This is a genomic window from Paenibacillus paeoniae, from assembly GCF_003388735.1.
In the GTDB taxonomy this organism is placed as follows: Bacteria; Bacillota; Bacilli; order Paenibacillales; family Paenibacillaceae; genus Pristimantibacillus; species Pristimantibacillus paeoniae.
Genome location: NZ_QUBQ01000005.1, coordinates 189,240 through 207,014 on the forward strand (window position 1 = coordinate 189,240; position 17,775 = coordinate 207,014).

The 17,775-nt window shown below is 50.1% G+C and carries 18 protein-coding genes; 9 read left to right on the forward strand and 9 right to left on the reverse strand.

Annotation, left to right across the window (positions count from 1 at the left end; genetic code table 11):
- Window positions 1-24 precede the first annotated feature (24 nt).
- The 6 genes from DX130_RS21235 (at window position 25) to DX130_RS21260 (ending at window position 5,809) form a co-directional block, all read left to right on the forward strand.
- The gene (locus tag DX130_RS21235; protein WP_116048800.1) at window positions 25-633 is read left to right on the forward strand and encodes a TetR/AcrR family transcriptional regulator; all 609 of its coding nucleotides are present in this window, start codon (window positions 25-27) and stop codon (window positions 631-633) included.
- Between the two features lie 207 nt (window positions 634-840).
- Window positions 841-1,617, forward strand: coding sequence for an ABC transporter ATP-binding protein (locus DX130_RS21240; RefSeq protein ID WP_116048802.1), 777 nt, complete (start codon window positions 841-843; stop codon window positions 1,615-1,617).
- Window positions 1,618-1,647: 30 nt separating this feature from the next.
- The gene (locus DX130_RS21245; RefSeq protein WP_116048803.1) at window positions 1,648-2,652 is read left to right on the forward strand and encodes an aliphatic sulfonate ABC transporter substrate-binding protein; all 1,005 of its coding nucleotides are present in this window, start codon (window positions 1,648-1,650) and stop codon (window positions 2,650-2,652) included.
- A 128-nt stretch (window positions 2,653-2,780) separates the two neighbouring features.
- On the forward strand, window positions 2,781-3,545 hold the full coding sequence (locus DX130_RS21250) for an ABC transporter permease (RefSeq protein WP_240644644.1): 765 nt from the start codon (window positions 2,781-2,783) through the stop codon (window positions 3,543-3,545).
- Window positions 3,542-4,366, forward strand: coding sequence for an ABC transporter permease (locus DX130_RS21255; protein WP_116048806.1), 825 nt, complete (start codon window positions 3,542-3,544; stop codon window positions 4,364-4,366). Before DX130_RS21250 ends, DX130_RS21255 begins: the two co-directional genes overlap by 4 nt.
- Before the next feature lie 96 nt (window positions 4,367-4,462).
- On the forward strand, window positions 4,463-5,809 hold the full coding sequence (locus DX130_RS21260) for an LLM class flavin-dependent oxidoreductase (RefSeq protein WP_116048808.1): 1,347 nt from the start codon (window positions 4,463-4,465) through the stop codon (window positions 5,807-5,809).
- Between the two features lie 52 nt (window positions 5,810-5,861).
- On the opposite strand, the gene DX130_RS21265 is transcribed toward DX130_RS21260, so the two are convergent.
- Window positions 5,862-6,734 carry a DUF4358 domain-containing protein gene (locus tag DX130_RS21265; RefSeq protein ID WP_116048810.1) on the reverse strand — a complete coding sequence of 291 codons (873 nt, stop codon included), beginning with the start codon at window positions 6,732-6,734 and terminating at the stop codon, window positions 5,862-5,864.
- A gap of 233 nt (window positions 6,735-6,967) precedes the next feature.
- Here DX130_RS21265 and DX130_RS21270 point away from each other — a divergent pair, with 233 nt between their 5' ends.
- The gene (locus DX130_RS21270) at window positions 6,968-7,654 is read left to right on the forward strand and encodes a M50 family metallopeptidase (protein WP_116048811.1); all 687 of its coding nucleotides are present in this window, start codon (window positions 6,968-6,970) and stop codon (window positions 7,652-7,654) included.
- A gap of 748 nt (window positions 7,655-8,402) precedes the next feature.
- Here the strand turns inward: DX130_RS21270 and DX130_RS21280 are convergent.
- The 5 genes from DX130_RS21280 to DX130_RS21300 all read right to left on the reverse strand — a co-directional run bounded on the left by DX130_RS21280 (window position 8,403) and on the right by DX130_RS21300 (window position 11,945).
- On the reverse strand, window positions 8,403-8,840 hold the full coding sequence (locus DX130_RS21280) for a hypothetical protein (protein WP_116048814.1): 438 nt from the start codon (window positions 8,838-8,840) through the stop codon (window positions 8,403-8,405).
- Between the two features lie 64 nt (window positions 8,841-8,904).
- Entirely contained in the window at window positions 8,905-9,369 is a 465-nt protein-coding gene (locus DX130_RS21285; RefSeq protein WP_116048815.1) for a hypothetical protein, read from the reverse strand.
- Window positions 9,370-9,502: 133 nt separating this feature from the next.
- Window positions 9,503-9,958 (reverse strand): hypothetical protein, encoded by a 456-nt coding sequence (locus tag DX130_RS21290; protein ID WP_116048817.1) that lies wholly within the window; start codon window positions 9,956-9,958, stop codon window positions 9,503-9,505.
- Between the two features lie 18 nt (window positions 9,959-9,976).
- Window positions 9,977-10,699 (reverse strand): hypothetical protein, encoded by a 723-nt coding sequence (locus DX130_RS21295; protein ID WP_116048818.1) that lies wholly within the window; start codon window positions 10,697-10,699, stop codon window positions 9,977-9,979.
- Window positions 10,700-10,706: 7 nt separating this feature from the next.
- Window positions 10,707-11,945: an SPFH domain-containing protein gene (locus DX130_RS21300; RefSeq protein ID WP_116048820.1), complete on the reverse strand. Its 1,239-nt coding sequence runs from the start codon at window positions 11,943-11,945 to the stop codon at window positions 10,707-10,709.
- A gap of 223 nt (window positions 11,946-12,168) precedes the next feature.
- Between DX130_RS21300 and DX130_RS21305 the strand changes: the two genes are divergently transcribed.
- The gene (locus DX130_RS21305; RefSeq protein WP_116048821.1) at window positions 12,169-12,699 is read left to right on the forward strand and encodes a type 1 glutamine amidotransferase domain-containing protein; all 531 of its coding nucleotides are present in this window, start codon (window positions 12,169-12,171) and stop codon (window positions 12,697-12,699) included.
- Window positions 12,700-13,182: 483 nt separating this feature from the next.
- Here DX130_RS21305 and DX130_RS21310 read toward each other — a convergent pair whose 3' ends face one another.
- Together DX130_RS21310 and DX130_RS21315 are read right to left on the reverse strand one after the other, a co-directional pair.
- The gene (locus DX130_RS21310) at window positions 13,183-14,514 is read right to left on the reverse strand and encodes an FAD-dependent oxidoreductase (protein WP_116049037.1); all 1,332 of its coding nucleotides are present in this window, start codon (window positions 14,512-14,514) and stop codon (window positions 13,183-13,185) included.
- Between the two features lie 214 nt (window positions 14,515-14,728).
- Window positions 14,729-15,505, reverse strand: coding sequence for a TSUP family transporter (locus DX130_RS21315; protein WP_116048823.1), 777 nt, complete (start codon window positions 15,503-15,505; stop codon window positions 14,729-14,731).
- A gap of 183 nt (window positions 15,506-15,688) precedes the next feature.
- On the opposite strand from DX130_RS21315, the gene DX130_RS21320 reads away from it, so the two are divergent.
- Window positions 15,689-16,459, forward strand: coding sequence for an SDR family NAD(P)-dependent oxidoreductase (locus tag DX130_RS21320; protein ID WP_116048825.1), 771 nt, complete (start codon window positions 15,689-15,691; stop codon window positions 16,457-16,459).
- A 69-nt stretch (window positions 16,460-16,528) separates the two neighbouring features.
- Here the strand turns inward: DX130_RS21320 and DX130_RS21325 are convergent, their stop codons facing one another.
- The gene (locus DX130_RS21325) at window positions 16,529-17,560 is read right to left on the reverse strand and encodes a M23 family metallopeptidase (RefSeq protein WP_240644626.1); all 1,032 of its coding nucleotides are present in this window, start codon (window positions 17,558-17,560) and stop codon (window positions 16,529-16,531) included.
- Window positions 17,561-17,775: the final 215 nt, after the last annotated feature.

Below are 17,775 nucleotides of genomic sequence, written 5' to 3' on the forward strand. Positions count from 1 at the left end.
AATGCTAGAGAAGGAGGAGTCGGCATGTCCCCGAGAAATCCAGAGAAGGACAGACAAATGCGCGAGAAGCGGATGCAGCATATTCTGGATTCGGCTCTAAAGGTGATGGCGGTGCATGGCTTTCAATTGACAAGTATTCAGGATATTGCGAAGGAAGCGAAGGTAAGCGTAGGCACCGTCTATCACTATTTCGAATCAAAAGAAGAGATTTTCAGCGAGGTGCTGAGAAAGGGCCAGACGAACTATGGCAGAAATGTTGCTGCCGTAGCCGTTATGGAAGTGGAGCCACTGCAGAAGCTTAGAGTGATCGCGTCGACGTGGCTGGCTGCCAGCTCGACGAATTGGGCCTTTACCATTCTGATGCATACGGCGAGGTTGTCGAAGTCAACGCCGCCTGAGCTTAAGAGGGCTATTACGGAACGATTCACAGCGAATCTGAAGCCTGTCGCCTCCATTATGGAGGAAGGCATGCGGCAAGGGACGATTGTGGAAGGGGATTCCGTACAGCTGGCGTTTTATTTTGTAAGCCTCATTCAAGGCTTGACGATGCAGCGCACGCCGGATTACGAGGTTCCGGTAGCGATGAATGTTGATGCGATTATCGGATTGTTCGAGGTTAAGGAGCAACGGTAAAAAAGGATTGACAACGGGGGTTGGATGCTGCAAAATAATCATCATAACAAACCGAACTTATATTCAATCTGTAGACGGTTCTTGAACGACAATCGACCAGACAACTGGAGATTTAACGTACGTATGAATGACATACGCGTTAAGTCTTTTTATTTTATCCAAAAACCAAGTAATCGGGTAAGAATAATAAAATTTGGAGGTAATGGGATGGCCGCTGACATGCTAGTCGTGCAGGAGCTGAACAAAACATTTTCCACCCCCTCTGGTACGGTCATCGCGCTTGATCGCATCGGCTTGCAAGTGAAGCAGGGGGAGCTGATTACGATTATCGGGCCAAGCGGATGCGGCAAGAGCACGCTGCTTAAGATCGTGGCAGGTCTGGATACGGACTACGAAGGATCAGTGCGGCTTAACGGCAAGCAGATCGATGGGCCGAGCATTGAGAAGGGTTTTATCTTTCAAGAGCCCCGCTTGTTCCCGTGGCTGACCGTGGAGAAGAACATTGCCGGCAATTTGTCGCTGAAAAAGCCGGATATACGGGAGAAGGTAACCGAGCTGATCGAGCTGGTCCGGCTAACGGGATTCGAAAAAGCCTACCCGCGCGAGCTGTCCGGCGGAATGGCTCAGCGGGTTGCCATTGCAAGAGCGCTGCTGCGCAATCCGGATGTATTGCTGCTGGACGAGCCATTCGGCGCACTCGACGCGTTCACCCGGTCGCATATGCAGGAGGTGCTGCTGGACATATGGCAGAAGAACCGGACCACGATGCTGTTCGTGACGCATGATCTGGATGAAGCGGTATTCCTGGGCAACCGTGTTGTGATGATGAATCCGCGGCCGGGCCATATCCGCAAAGTGCTGACCATTGACTTGCCTTATCCCAGGAAGCGGGCAAGCCAGTCTTTCCAGGAGCTTCGCCATCATGTGCTGAAGGAATTCGAAAAGGTAGAAGAACCGGCTATCGATCACGGCGCCGGCATTTAGTCCAATAGAATCGATAGGGAGAGAGATACGATGAAATCATTTCGTTGGTTAACGACAATACTTCTATTGCTTGCCATTCTGGCAAGCGGCTGCGCCAATGGTTCGAGCAGCGGCAAGAACGGCAAGGGAGAGAAGAGCTATGACGGGGTTACGATAAAAATCGGTTATCAAGGCAGCGGCGGTTTGTTCGGCAAGATCATTGAAGAAAAGTGGTTTGAAGAGGAGTTCGACAAGCTTGGCGTGAAGGTGGAATTCGCCCAATTCCAGAGCGGTCCTCCGATGACAGAGGCGATGGCGTCCGGGCGTCTGGATACAGCAGGACTTGGCAATATGCCGATTATTGCTGCGCAAGCGGCAGGTATTGAGTTCAAGGTGATCTCGCAATCGCTGGAAGGGAAAAACAACGTTGCGATTATCGTGCCTAAAGACAGCAGCATCCAGTCCGTACAAGATTTAAAAGGTAAGAAGGTAGCGGTGGCGAAAGGAAGCAATGCTTTTAATTTCTTGTACCGCGGCTTGGCGGGGGCGGGGCTTGCCGCTTCCGATCTGGAGATCATTCCGCTTCAGCCCGATGAAGCGCAGCCGGCGTTCGAGACGGGCAAAGTTGACGCTTGGTCGACATGGGACCCTACGATTTCGCTGAATGTCCTTCAGGACAAAGCCAGAGTGCTGGCTGACGGCGAGCAGCTAGGCGTATTGTCCCCGTCCTTCTATATCGCTCGCAAGGCGTTCGCTGACCAATATCCGGAGCTGGTCACACTGTACTTGAAGGTGCTGAACAAAGCGCTCAAGTGGGAGAATGAGCATTGGGACGAGGCACTTGAGCGATATGCCGGAGAGCGCAACGTTCCGTCGGCCGTAATCGAGGCGATCTATACCCGGTCGAAAGGAATCAGCATTCCAGTGTCAGATGCGATTATTGCGGAGCAACAGAAGACGGCTGACTTCCAATACGAGATCGAGAATATTCGCAAAAAAATCGATGTATCGGAAGTATTCGATAACTCCTATATTGAAGCAGCGTTGAAGGAATAGGACTAGCAACAAAACTAAGCAGAAACGAGGCGTTCGATATGCAAGCAGGAACGGAAGGAGCGCTGGCTCCGCTGACAGCGGGCAAGGGAAGCAGGGGACAGAAGCGGAGACGGCTCTCGATCCGGTCTATGAATGTGCTGCTTGGCTGGCTGCTTCCCGTCGCATTGCTGGCGGTATGGCAGGGGGCCGGCATGATGGGTATGCTGAATGCTACGCTGTTGCCGACTCCGGGCGTCATTGTAGAGGAATTTGTCAGCTTAACCGCATCGGGCGAGCTACTCAGACATTTGGAAGTGTCGACCTGGAGAGCTCTGCTCGGCTTTCTGCTTGGCGGGGGACTTGGCTTAGCCGCAGGTCTATGGGTTGGTTTCTCCTATAAGATCGAGCGTCTGCTTGATCCGTCGCTCCAGATGCTTCGCACACTGCCGCACTTGGCGGTAGCGCCATTGTTTATTCTATGGTTCGGTTTTGACGAGACTTCGAAAATATTGCTCATTGCCAAAGGCGCCTTCTTCCCGCTCTATGTGAATACGTTTCTTGGCATTCGATCGGTGGACGGCAAACTGTTCGATGTGGCGCGAGTGCTGCAGTTCAACCGCTGGCAGCTGATCACGAAGCTGATACTGCCGGCATCGTTGCCCAACATTTTGCTTGGCCTGAGGCTATCCATTGGCGTGGCATGGTTAGGGCTGGTTGTTGCCGAAATGATGGGCTCCAGCGAAGGCATCGGCTTCCTGATTAACGATGCCAGATACTTATCGATTACATCGCTTGTATTCGTAGGCATTATCCTGTTCGCCCTCATCGGCAAGCTGACAGACTCGCTCGTGAAGCTGCTGGAGCGGAGACTGCTGCGCTGGCAGGAGGGCTATCAAGGAGGTGACAATCGATGAGCAGGTCTGCATGGAAGGTTAAGTCGGTCACAGCTAGCGAAGAGGCACCGGATTGGCTTAGCCGCATTCCGAAGCCGCTGCATGGCTGGATTCTTCCGGTCGTGCTTATCGCAATTTGGCAATTCGTAAGCGGAATGGGCTATGTGTCGGAGACGTTCCTCCCTGCACCTAGTGTAATTGCCAAGAGCTTCTTCACGCTTGCTGCAAGCGGTGAGTTGTTCCAACATATCGCGATCAGCATGTACCGGGCGATGCTTGGTTTTCTGCTCGGAGGAACGCTGGGTCTATTGTTGGGGCTTGCTGTAGGCTTTGGCAAATTGGCAGAAAAGACACTGGATCCGTCACTCCAGATGCTTCGAACGGTACCTTTGCTTGCCGTTATACCGCTATTCATCCTTTGGTTCGGCTACGGCGAATTTTCGAAAGTACTGCTTATTGGCTTAGGCGCGTTTTTCCCGGTCTATGTCAATACCTTTCTAGGTATACGCGGGACGGACGCCAAGCTGTACGAGGTGTCGAGAATTTTTCAATACACGAAGCTTCAGCAAGTGACGAAGCTGATTATTCCGTCAGCTCTCCCGAACATTTTGCTAGGCGTCAGGCTGTCACTCGGCGTATCGTGGCTGCTGCTTGTCGTAGCGGAAATGATGGCGACGAACCGTGGAGTCGGCTATATGATTCAAGATGCCAGAGTGTATTCGGAGACGGAGATTGTATTCGTCGGTATCGTCCTGTTCGCCTTGGTCGGTAAGCTGTCAGACTCCGCTGTCCGGCTGCTGGAGGCCAGATGGCTGCTCTGGCGCGATACGTATAGGGGATAAGCTGCAAGAAAGGCATCACTATGCGTGGCGCCAGGGGCATGTTATGCACGAAAGAAAGAGATCATTCACAGCATAGAAGGAGAGGTGGAGGCAGGTATGGGGAAACGGCATGAGCAACTCCATTTGGGAGCATTCATCTATTATGCGGGGCATCATCATGCGGGCTGGCGTCACCCGGATTCAGGTGTGGAAGGGATGTTCGATATCGATTGGTATCGCAGACTTGCGAGGACGGCAGAACGCGGCAAATTCGATATGATCTTTTTTGCGGACTTGCTATATGCGACGAATGTTGAACAAGCAGTAGCCGGTATGCTGGAACCGATCACGCTGCTCTCGGCTTTGTCTGCTGCAACGGAGAAGATCGGACTGACGGCAACGGTGTCGACGACATACAACGACCCTTTCAATGTGGCAAGGAAGTTCTCTACGCTGGATCATATTAGCGGAGGGAGAGCCGGCTGGAATATCGTCACCTCTCAGCTCGATATTGAAGCGCATAACTACGGCAAGGCAAAACATCCGGAGCATAGCCTACGGTATGAAATGGCGCATGAATTCGTAGATGTGGTGACTCGACTATGGGACAGCTGGGAGGATGGAGCGCTGGTACTGAATCGCGAGACGGGGCAATTCGCGGATGGGACGAAGGTGAAACCAGTCGATTACAAGGGACAATGGTACAGCACGGCGGGACCGCTGAACGTGCCAAGGTCGCCGCAGGGTTATCCTGTACTTATTCAGGCGGGCTCTTCTGGTCCCGGTCAGGAGTTCGCAGCCAGCATCGGAGAGGTAATCTTCACCGCTCAGCAATCGCTGGAGGCGGCACAGACGTTCTACGAGAACGTCAACGGCAAGCTGGCGGGCTACGGCCGCAAGCGGGGAAGCCTTAAGATTATGCCTGGCTTATCGCCTGTTCTGGGTTCGACGGAGGAGGAGGCGCAGCGGCGACATCGCGAGCTGCAGGAGCTTATTCCTCATGCTGCTATTACCATGTTCCTATCCAGCTTGCTTGGCGTTGACCTGAGTGAACATTCGCTGGATGACCAGCTTCCGGATATTCCGGACCCCGTCGAGAAATTCAACGGTATGAAAAGCCGCATTCAGTTAATTATGAACATGGCCCGAGAGGAGAAGCTGTCCATGCTGGAGCTGGGACGGCGCGTATTGGGGGCACGGGGACATTTGCAATTCGTGGGCACGCCGGAGCAACTGGCTGACTTGATAGAGCGCTGGTTTGAGAGCTACGCCTGTGACGGATTTAATATGATGGCTCCTGTCCTGCCTGGCGGCCTAGAGGAATTTGTAGATGAGGTAGTTCCCATTCTGCAAAAGCGCGGGTTGTTCCGCGAGGATTACACCGGCCATACGCTCCGGGAGCATCTGGGTCTTGAGCGTCCGGCGGAGCATCACTTTCGCTTGGCTCGCGCCTCGCATTCTTAAATCAAAGCAGCGGCTGACGCATTATCGTCGGCCGCTGTTTTTTATGGATAGATTATTTGTTGAAGAAGCTGTTGAAGATATCGAGCACTTCGTCCTGCTTACTGGAGATGCAGAAGAGGACGTAATGGCCGTTCTGCACAATCTTGTAATCTTTGGCCAGCTCGTATTGATCGGGCAAATACTCCTCGAAGGTCTTCTGCACGGCCGCTGCACGGAACTCGAATGCTTCCTTTATCGTATTGTAATGATCGGGAGACTTCAGCTTCACGACTGAAAATTCGCTTGCTGATATCATAAAGCTTGCTTGTTGAAAGACGCCTTCCTCCAGAAGGCTGTTCGGATCGATATCGTTGTAGAAGTCAGGCACCATAGCTTCCTCTACCGTTACCTGCCCTACAAATTCGAGATCGGCAGTAATTTTGTCCACGATATTCTGGACGGTAACCGTCGGAGCCGGGCTCGGCTTTTCCGTTGGTTGCTGCGATGGCTGAGATGTCGGCTTCGGTGTTGGGGTTGGCGTAGCGGAAGGCTTAGCGCTCGGCTTCTGAGAAGGCGGCTGGGTTGGCTTCCCGGTTGGCTTGACCAACGGCGGCTGAGTCGGCTTGACTGTAGGAGTAGGCTTAGCGCTCGGTTTTGCTGTAGCGACAGGCGTCACTACCGGCTTCGGCGATGAAGTTGGCGACTCCGATGGTGCTTGGGACGGTTGCTCTACATTCGCTGACGAATCGTTTTCTCCTGGATGAGGGGTTGTAGTTGCATCAAGTGCAGGTGTCTGGGATGGCGCCGCTGTTTCTGCCGGGTCTCCACTGACATTAGGCTGAGTATGTGAATCAGGGTTCGAATTGCCGCTGCCGCAAGCGGACAGCGCGAGTGAGAGTGCAAGCGCAAGCACGGACAGATTGAAACGTTCCTTGTTGTTGGGCATTCTCTTCTCCCCTTGAATGTAATGGGTTATGTAAACTTGTCATCCATAAAGACGCTTGTATAAGAGTAAAAGTTGCAGTTTTGAGGATGGGGACCGTACACTTCCATGTTTGGAATAAGTTAAAGTGTATGTACAGCACATGAATACAGATGGTGGTATAGTAGATATTGGCATTCTGTGAGGATGATAAGGAAGGAATATGAGGCTATTTTCAACATAGAGGGGGAGCTTTATTGTTTTCATGGTTTCGTACGGCACTGTTGTTTATTGTTGTTCTTGTGTTGACGCGGTTCATTCCGTTTTCGGAGTTTTTTCGCAATGTGAATACGCTTGTGCATGAGCTGTCTCACGGGCTGGCTGCGCTTCTGCTGCAAGGCCGGGTGATGGAGATTCATCTGTATGCCGATCAGAGCGGAGTGACGTGGACGCAGTTTCAAGAGGGCTGGATGATCATTCCGATCGGTCTGGCGGGTTACGTGGGGGCGTCGTTATTTGCGATGCTATTATTTGTGCTCTATCGCAAGGATAGCCTGAAGACGGGTCTGACCATCATTGCATTGATGGCTGGGCTTGCGGCTATTCTGTTTGTCCGCAACGGCTACGGATTGGCGTGGAGCGCCGGCTTCGCGGCTGTGACAGCGGCAGTTGCTTTCTTGGCTCCAAGATGGCTGCAGCAGGGCTATTACTTGCTGATTGCGTTTCTGTGCTTGGTAGAGTCGGTGGTCTCCGCATTTGTCATTCTGTATCTGGCCCTGCAAAGTCCGGGCTCTGCGGGCGACGCCACCAACTTGGCCAAAGCGACAGGTGTTCCTGCTTTGTTATGGGGTTTCGTATTCGTCGCTATCGCTTTGTGGTGCACACGCGTCTCGCTTAGCCGGTTGTTGGGGAGAAGAAGAGGGCGGCAGATGGAACAAGGGTAACAACGAGTATTTATAGCTAGTGAGATTGATAGGGATAACAGGGGGCTATTTGATAGAGAGTCATACTGGTTTGTGTAGGAGCCAGTTCTTTTCAATATGACGGTCGGTGAAAAGCTGTTGCAATGGATAGTTGTGCCACATACCGCTATTTCTCGGAAAAAGCAAAAAAGCCTGCGCGCAGGCTCTTGAGATGGTTATCATTATCCTCTCACCGTTAATGGCGAGCCACAATAGTCGCATGTCGAACTCTCACCGGCTATGACAGCCTTCCGTGCACCGCAACCTTTACACTCTACAGAAACGGATACTGCTTTTTTCGGAGGGGGCGCTGGCCTGGACTCTATCACGCTGCTCACCGTTCGTGTTTCCACGCGCTGTTGGACGGGGGAAACGGTTTGGATTGAATTGGGCTGTGGTACAAGTTGGGGAGAGGTAGTCATCTTTAATCTCAAATTTTTCTGAATGCGATAGCCAAAGTACAACAGGGCGAAGGTGGGTATATAAAAGACAAAAATAAGCACGATGATTATGATACTGAAATCCGAGTCACCTAATTCTGATAGTGTCATTACAAGTGTGAATATCAATGAAATGACTGCGTAGATGATCCCTAGGATTATTAAAATGTATGATAGGAAGCGCATAAATTCCAATACCCTCCGTTATTAATCTGATCATTTTTTATTCATAAGAATGGATTGCTTTGACGCACCCTATGTTGATCCGACCTTTTCGCTGCCGCATTTCCTTAACCTCTTGCAGTTAAAGGCGATCCGCAATACTCGCATGTCGAGCTTTCACCGGATTCTACAGCTTTTCGCGCGCCGCAGCCCCTGCATTCCACGGATACAGCTGCCGCTTTTTTCGGAGCGGGAGTTGATCTGGTCTCCACGTTATTGATGACTGTCTTCGTCTCCACCTGTTGTTGGACTGGCGGAATAGCTTGCGCCACAGTCAATTCCTTTTTCTTCAACTTCTGCTTCTTTCGAATGCGTTGCCCGAAGTATAGCAGCAAGTAGGTGGGGCCATAGAAAAATAAGAATAGACCTATGAATTGACCAAGTATTGTAGCAAGAGAATAGGTATCATTACTGACTTCCCACGGTTTGATTTCTATAGTTGATTGAATAGAGAGAATGAGATATAAGACACCGGTAATAGTCAATATATAGCTAAAAAAACGCATAGCTTCATTCAACCCTTCATTATTTGCTGATAGTTAGTCAATTAGATTTACCTACTGCTCGGCATTATGCCCTAAGCGTTGCTGTTAAAGGCGACCCGCAATACTCGCAGGACGAGCTCTCGCCGGATACAATAGCCCTCCGCGCGCCGCAGCCCTTACATTCCACGGATACGGATACCGCTTTTTTCGGAGCTGGAGTTGGCTTAGCCTCCACAATGACCGTCCTTGTTTCAATCGGCTGCTGGACTGGAGGGCGTACATATACTGGATTGGATTGCACCATAGCCTCTGCCCCTCTTTTTAAGTGCAGCTTCTTCCGTACTCTATGTCCGAAGTATATGAGCAGGAAAGAAGGCAAATAGAAAACGAGGAACAATGCGATGAAATAGACGGTGACGGTTAGCGCAACATCTCTTTCCTCCGCAAGCGCACTCGGAATGATAAACAGAGTGAATGTAAAGGAGACTAAAGAATAGATAATACCAGAAATTGTTAAAACATAAGACATGACATAACCGATACCACGCATGGCTTTTAATACCCTCCGCTATTTGCAATTGATTTTCACAACTTTGATAAAAAATAACAGGGAAAGTCTACTTGACGAGTCATTTGCAAAGGCCTATTACTCGTCGAGTTTCCTTGTATCTCAATAATTTCACTTAAACTTTAGCTATTAAAGGCGATCCGCAATAATCACATTCTGAGCTTTCACCTGCTACTACGGCTTTTCGTGCGCCGCAGCCCCTGCATTCCACGGATACGGATACTGATTTTTTCGGGGTGGATGTCGGCGGAGCTTCTACAATTCGATTGACCGTCCTAGTCTCCACTCTTTGTTGGACGGGCGGGCTGACCTGAACGGGGGTAGATTGTGGATTGAACGGTGCTGCTGCCATTGCCTTCAACTTTTGCTTCTTCCGAATTCGGTGTCCGAAGTATAAGAGCAGGAATGTAGGCAAGTAGAAAGCGCCAAATAACACAAAACACAAAGCGATTATCGAAGGGGCCGGATGTTTGGGATCGTAAACGGATTGTGGCATATCTGTAGTAGCAACAATAGTAAATAGTAGGAAAAGGATGCCGAAAGCGGTCAAAATATAACTTAAAACACGCATAACGTTCCGTACCCTCCGTTATTTGCTCGCAACCAATTGCAGGTTGCGGGCTTTGACTTGTTCTCGCAGATGATGAATGGAACGGATAAGTTCATCTGCGGATTCGTTTTGCGCAGTTGGCTGCTTTGCCGACTCGATCACGCCATTGATGTATTGGATATCCAACTGTATCGTGTATTCTAGCTCGGCAAGAGCGGGAAGGGATGCAGGATCGCTATATGCGATATCATCAATTAGTGAATCGAGAGACGGAGCCACCTTCGATCGCTCTGGCAGATCCCATCGTTGAAGCGACAGCTTGGTATTCCGTACGGATGAGACCATAAGCTTCCAATTGGCGGTCCGGTCAGTATCCCCTTGTTCGACGTTCTCGATATGAGAGTAAGACACGCGTACAAGCGCAGATGCAATGATTACAAAAAGCAGCAGTATGCTATGGAGCGTGATATACACGCGGAGCGGAAGAAAAGCCAGGAATGCCGCAACAACAGCAGCAATGAAATAAAGACCGACAACTATTCCGTATGTGATGTAGGAGCTTTGGTATCTGCTGCGGGTTCCTTTGATTAGCCGGGATATCATTAGCCAAGCTGTCAGTTCCGCCAGCAGAATAGCCGAAATCGCAATGACTTGGCGCAGATCCCAGGTGTTAATTGGATTAAGGCCGAAATAAATGTTCAACGTAGGTCCTACAAAAAACACGAAGATGAGTATATTTATAGCTAGCGGACGTTTCATCATGAAATGATCAACCTCCTTGCTTCTGGCTTGCACCGCAATGACTACAGAACGCAGATCCGCCGAGTATCGTTTCTTTGCAGCTTATACAAGACTTCGGCAACGCCGTTCCGCATTCATGGCATTTGGCGCTATCCTCTGCCGTATCGGCTCCGCACGACGGGCATGCATGATACTTGTCGCCGCAGTTGGCGCAGAACTTGGCGTTTTCGGCTATTGCGGTTCCGCATTTGTCGCAATGTGGGACTTTTTTGGCCGAGGCTTCCGGAGCCGCTGGCTGCTTTTCACGCATGCTTTTGCCGCAATTGCTGCAAAATGGCACGCCAACCGAGCCGCCCGCCCCGCAATGTGGACATTTCGCAAGGGCTGGAGGAGGCGAGGCGTTCATGGCATCGCTGACACGATCCATTTGGCCGCTGAATGTGCCGCCAAGCGTATTCCCCAGATTTGCGCCGACAAAGAGAGGATGAACGCTGCCGGGATTTTTTGCAGCGCCTTCCAAGATGTCGAGGGAGCGTTGCTGCTGATAGGAGAAGCCGACCATTTCCATCTCCAGTCTCTTGTTCAGCAAATTGCGAAGCTTCTCAATGGAAGGATCGCCATCCGGCACGCTGACGTTTTCGATGTAGAAATGATGGATTTTGATCCCAAATTCACTCAGCACTTCTGCGATCTTAGCTTGCGCATGCGAGGAAATTTCGCTGATATACGCGTTAATTTCCAGAGAGCTTACTTTTTTATGGATTAGATACGACGTTAAAATTTCGGTAATATTCATCATCATTACGCCGCGAATATGCTTCGTTAACGCTTCCTTCGAGAACTCACCGAGCGTTCCGACTAGCTTGATCATGAATTTCCGGCTATCCTCGACAGTTAGTCCGAAATGACCAAAAGCGCGCACGGGTACCAAAATATGATATAGGGGGTCCTTCACCTGAATCGGAGTAGCTGTTCCCCATTTAATATCCAGAACGCTGCCTTTATTAATGAACCATACTTCTGCTGTAAACGGAGATTTGCCGCCAAACGGCAGGTTGACAATATGGTTCAAAAGCGGAATATTGGCCGTGCTAAGCGTATGTCTTCCTGGTCCGAAGCTGTCTAACGCTTTGCCTCCCTTGAACAGGATCGCTTCCTGCGATTGATTGACAATCAGCTGCGTCCAAGTGCCCAGCTCCTGATGCGGAAACTTCCAAGCGTACACATCCGGCGTGCCGTCATATTTGACGATATCAATCAAGGACATTGCGTCATCACCTCTTTTATGTAATATGGGAAAAATGTCCCTGTAACTATCTCTACCTATATTAATAGATAAAGGTCGATTGGGCTAGAAGTTTGTCCCAATTTGATATACGGAATTAGGAGGATATGGGTGCGGTGTTTTTGGGAGAAGGCAGCCAATTGCTTCAAATCGGGATAAAAAGGGTACAGTAAATGTATTCCAGGCTTGAGAGGAGCGATTAACAATGACGAACGCAAAGAAGGTTGCATTTTTGCTTGCGGAGGGATTCGAGGATTCGGAAATGAGCAATCCGTTCGATGAAATGGTGAAAAACGGTCATGAGACCGTCATTATCAGTGAGCGGGCAGGTGAGGAGCTGCAGGGCAAAAAAGGAACGATAACCTATACGTCCCACCTATCCATTAATGAAGCAAAAGCAAGCGATTATGCTGCCGTCATCATTCCAGGCGGAAGTTCTCCGGGCAAGCTGATGGACAACGAGAAGTTCCAGCAGTTTGTTCAGGAGGCCGACGCTGCCGGCATCACAATCGCCGCGATTTGTCATGGTCCGCAAATTTTGGCGGCAGCCGGAATACTGGAAGGACGCACGTTAACATCATATCCGGGTATCGCTTCCGAGATGGAAAAAGCAGGCGGTCGCTTTATCGATAAAAAAGTGGTTGTCGATCAGAATCTGATTACATCGCGTACACCGGAGGACGAGCCTGCTTTTATTAGCGAGATACTGGAGCAGATCGGCGTGAACGCGTGGTAGGAGTTAAGCACTATATGGATATAACAAGGCGACGCCGGGATGAATCCCGCGTCGCCTGTTATAGTTAGGGCGTACCTCGTTTTGCTGTTGGTTGCGCACATCTTGCATGCTGCTGCTCCTTATATCCAATATGCAATGGACGAGTGTAGGGAGGACGGACGTGATTAACTTAATAAGTCGATCTGATCGACTTATTGCTACGAGTCCAGCCGATTCAAGCGCTATAAGTCGATCAGATCGACTTACAGCGCTTGGTGATGGTGTAGGCGACTGAATAAGTCGATTTCATCGATTTAAGTCCCTGAGTCCAGCCGAATCCGGCCAATAGGTCGATCAGAACGACTTAATTGCTCGGAAATGGTGCAGGTAACAGACTAAGTCGATATCATCGACTTACATTGCCGTGCGCTATACAGGGTTTCGCGAAAACACGCACCATCCCACTTCCTGCAATTAAGTCATATCGTCACTTCCCGTCGCGACTTAGACAGCCTGCAAGCCCGCTTGATTCAGGAGATTCCAAGGCTTGTTGTAATGTGGCTGGAAGAAGAAGTCGACGAAGCTGAGCTCATCCATGGTCATACCGTTTTGGATGCAGACCGACAGCGTGTTGATCGATTGCGTCAGATCGATTTTCGATAGCAGCTGGGCGCCGAGAATCTTGCCGCTATCTGCTCCATAGACAACCTTTAGCGTAACCTTCTCGTACGTCGGCATGAACTCTGGCTTGTCATTATCAATGATTGTGACATTTTTCACATTCAATCCCGCGGCAATTGCTGCCGTTTCGGTCATGCCGGTCGAAGCGATATTGTAGTCATAGATTTTAATGCCCGAAGTGCCTTGCGTGCCGAGATATTTGACGGTAGGTTCAACAAGGTTCCTGGCGACGAGCGTTCCCATGCGAACGGCGTTGGTGGCAAGCGGAATATAGGCATGCTGACCGGTTGGATTGTATTTGACAGCGCAGCTGTCTCCGGCGGCGAATACGTCTGGTTTGCTGGTGCGCATATATTCGTCGACGATGATCGCACCGTTCGGGAGCATATCGACTTGGCCTTTCAGCAGCTCCGTATTTGGCTTAAAGCCCATGCACAGGACGACCATATCCGCTTCGTGTACACCGGTATTCGTTACGACAGCTCTGACTTCACCTTTTGCACTGCCTTGGAACGAAGTGACCGTCTCGCCCAGCGCCAGCTTCACGCCTTGATCCTCGAATGCGCGCTCCGCAACATCTGTAAACTCGCGGTCCAAATATTTGTAGAGCACACGGTCCATGTTATCGATTAACGTTACATTTTTGCCAAGCATCTCGAATGCTTCAACGAGCTCGATTCCGATATAGCCTGCGCCGATGACGGCGATGCGGCGGGCAAGTCTGGCTTTCTGAATGATGGCTTGAGCGTGGTTATAGTTTTTGCACAGAACGACGTTTTCCAGATCAATCCCTTCCAACTGAGGGATAATCGGCCACGATCCGGTCGTGACGATCAGCTTATCGAACGAATGAACGAATTCTTCGCCGGTTAGCAGGTTTTTGGCTCTTAGCGTTTTGGCGTCCGTATCTACATCCAATACATCATGGCGAACCTTCATCGTAACGCCAAGCTCTTCCATTTGCTCAGGCGACGAGTAGAACAGCCCCTTCGAATCCTTCACGACACCGCCAACGTGAAGCGCAATGCCGCACGACAGGAAGGAGATATTATCGTTCCGTTCGAAGACGGTAATTTGGGCGTCAGGGTATTGCTTAGCCATTCCAGTAATGGCGGCCGTGCCTGCGTGTGTGCATCCGATAACAGCAATGTTCATGTTTCTCATTCCAATCTCCTCCTTGTGTGGGACGAAGGACGCTAAGTTCACCCTTCATCAAGTGAATGTTTTCACAATCTACAACGATATGTGAAATGATTCACAACTCATCTTTGTTATTATCATATGTGATCAGGAACGGGAAGGCAATAGATTCGAAAGTAATTATGTGATTTTTTTCACAACATGTGACAAAAAGATGACGGCAGGCCCTTTACCCTACCGTCATCACCCATATCTGCCTCGCAATCAACAATGCGCTGACCCCGATAAACAGCGGCCTTACATACTTTGCCCCTTGTTTAATCGCTACTCTTGAACCTACGATAGAACCAAGCACCATAGCTCCACCCATCAACAGTCCTACTCCGTAAGCCACTGAGCCAAGCGCGACAAAAGCAATCAGGGAGAACAAATTACTGGTGAAGTTCAGCAGCTTGGCGTTGCCCGCTGCCTTCACAAAGTCCAGACCAATTAACAGGAAAGCGAAGATTAGAAAAGATCCCGTTCCCGGTCCAAAAAATCCGTCATACCCGCCTAGCAGCAGAGCGGCAACCGCCATAGCAAGCCAGCTTCTGCGAGATAACGAGCGCAAGGTGCTGACTGATCCCCAGTCCTTCTTGAAGAAGGTGTATAGCGTCACCAGCAGAAGCATGACAATCATTAGTGGACGCAGCCAATCTGAGGGGACAAGCTGCAGCAACAGCGTACCCGCGACTGCGCCGATGGCGGTTAAAGGTACCAGCTTGCCGGATAATCGGAGATCCACATGCCCTGACCGGAAAAAAGCGATTGTGCTCGTAAGCGAAGACATTGATCCAGCAAGCTTGTTCGTTCCGAGCGCCAGATGCGGCGGCAACCCTGCGGCGAGCAATGCAGGTACTGCAATGAGACCGCCTCCGCCTACGACGGAGTCTACGAATGCTGCAATAAAGCCGCCTGCGACGATTATGCATATAACTTGCCAAGTCCATTCCCATTCTATGCCCATAGTACTTCATCCCGTTCTTTTATCAGTCTGATCATTCGATGTATGCCGACAAATCATATCGCATTTTTCAACGATTCGCCAGATGTGTTGCCTATTTTGCACCGGTAGAGAGAAGAGCTATAATAACTCATGAAAACTACAATCATGTCATCCATCATAGATAGTTGAAGGAGGAGGTTCATCATGATCGGTTCAAAGAGGGATGATGCGGTTTTTACGGGAAAGGTTGTCCTTGTTACAGGGGCGGGAGCGGGGATTGGACAAGCGCTTGCACTGGCTTACGCCAGAAGCGGAGCAACCGTCGCAATAGCTGACCGCAATGAGGGCGGGCTGGCAGAGACTTCAGCGCAACTGGAAGGGGAAGGCTATGCAGCCATCTCGATCACGGCTGATCTGAGCCTCTCTGATGATATCTCCCGAATGTTCGAGAGAATGGAAGAACAAACTGGCGGTATCGATATCTTGATTAATAACGCCGGATTCGGCATTTGGAAATCACCATATGACCTTGAACTGGATGAATGGGATTGTGTCTTGAATACGAATTTGCGGGGCACCTTCCTCTGTTCACGCGAGGCTGCGAAGGGGATGAAGAAGCGGGGCGGCGGATCTATTGTGAACCTGTCTTCGACACGCGCGCTCATGTCAGAGGCCAATTCGGAAGCTTATGCAGCATCCAAAGCCGGCATTTTGGGCTTGACCCATGCGATGGCCGTTTCCCTTGGGCCAGACCGTATTCGTGTCAATGCGATATGCCCGGGGTGGATTGATACAGGCGATTACAGCGCGCTTCGTACCGAGGATCATGTTCAGCATCCGGCAGGACGAGTGGGAAAGCCTGAAGATATCACGAAGGCGTGCTTCTATTTAAGTGATCCGCACAACGACTTCGTAACGGGTATTCATCTTACTGTTGATGGCGGCATGACCAGACGCATGATTTATGAAGAGTAGCACTCGGCGCGGTTTCAAGAGTTTAACAAAGACTGCCATTTTTTCTCTACGGCAGTCTTTGCATACGTATTATTTTCCTGCGATGCTAACGGTTTTTCCGCGAGTTGGTTCCAGATCATTCGACCATTTGACACGAATCGAGGAGGACTCATATAAGTCGCTGCCGTCCGATACCTGGAAGTGCATGTGCGCTTCACTGGAATTGCCTGAGTTGCCGACCTCGCCAATTTTATCTCCGCGTTTGACTTGGTCACCTACTTTTACAATAGCGGACCCTTTCTTCAAGTGAGCCAAATAGCTGTATTCGCCTCCGTGATCGATGATGACGACATTGCCGGCAGGGGCTTTTTCGTTCATGACCCCAACAGGTTCATTGTCTGCGATATCATTCACAACCTCGACAACGGTTCCGTCAGCGGGCGCGACCACTTCCTGTCCGAATGCATGATAGCTTTCGTTTTTAGTTGGATCTCCTTCATAGGACATGCCATCTTTTTCTTGAATGAGGTCATAGGCATATCGCTGAGATGGATGTGCGTAATGGTAGTTGTCGAATACATTCGTTCCGCCCCAGAAGACAAACCAATCTCCATGCATAGGAAAATCATAGGCAGTTTTTGTGTAGAGCTTGTCACTCTCGACATGCTGTTCAAGCATCTGGAATTGAAGGGCTGCGATCACGTCATTTTCGCCAAATGCGGCAAACATCCCTATTCCATTGGAACTGCTCAACCATAATCGTTGCTCCAATCCGTTCAGTTTTAGAATGCTCGATTCCTGTAAGGATTCGACTCCGGCTAAGGTGTCAGCGGCTATTGCCGTGAAATCCGCTTCGCTTACTTGTGTCCGAAAGTCTGGGCTTAATTGTTTATAGATGAGGCTATATTCACCATCCATAATGGCTTTTGCCAAGTCAGCGGGTTTAATCTTGGTATTTTCTGTCTCTGTCTCTGTTTGGCCGTTTCCTGAACTTTGCTCAGTTGGCTGAGGTGTGGCAGCGGGTTTTGCATCTCCGCCGCAAGCGGTTAACATGCCTGTTATTGCCCCCGTTACGAGGATAGCTCCGATCGTTTTGTAGCGACGTGGCGTTGGTTTACTCATTGAATCCACTCCTTTTTTATATCGCCTGTGCTTTTGGCGTTATCCTTATCGTAGCATCGCCAGTTGAAGTAACACGTAACGGAATATGAACGGAGTCTTAAGGATTCCAACCCATAATCCGGAAAAAATTAAGGCTCCGTTAAGAATAGCGCTGCATGATGCTTATAGAAGTCGTGTTAAAATAGAGCCAAGCAAATGGCAAAAGGAGGATCACC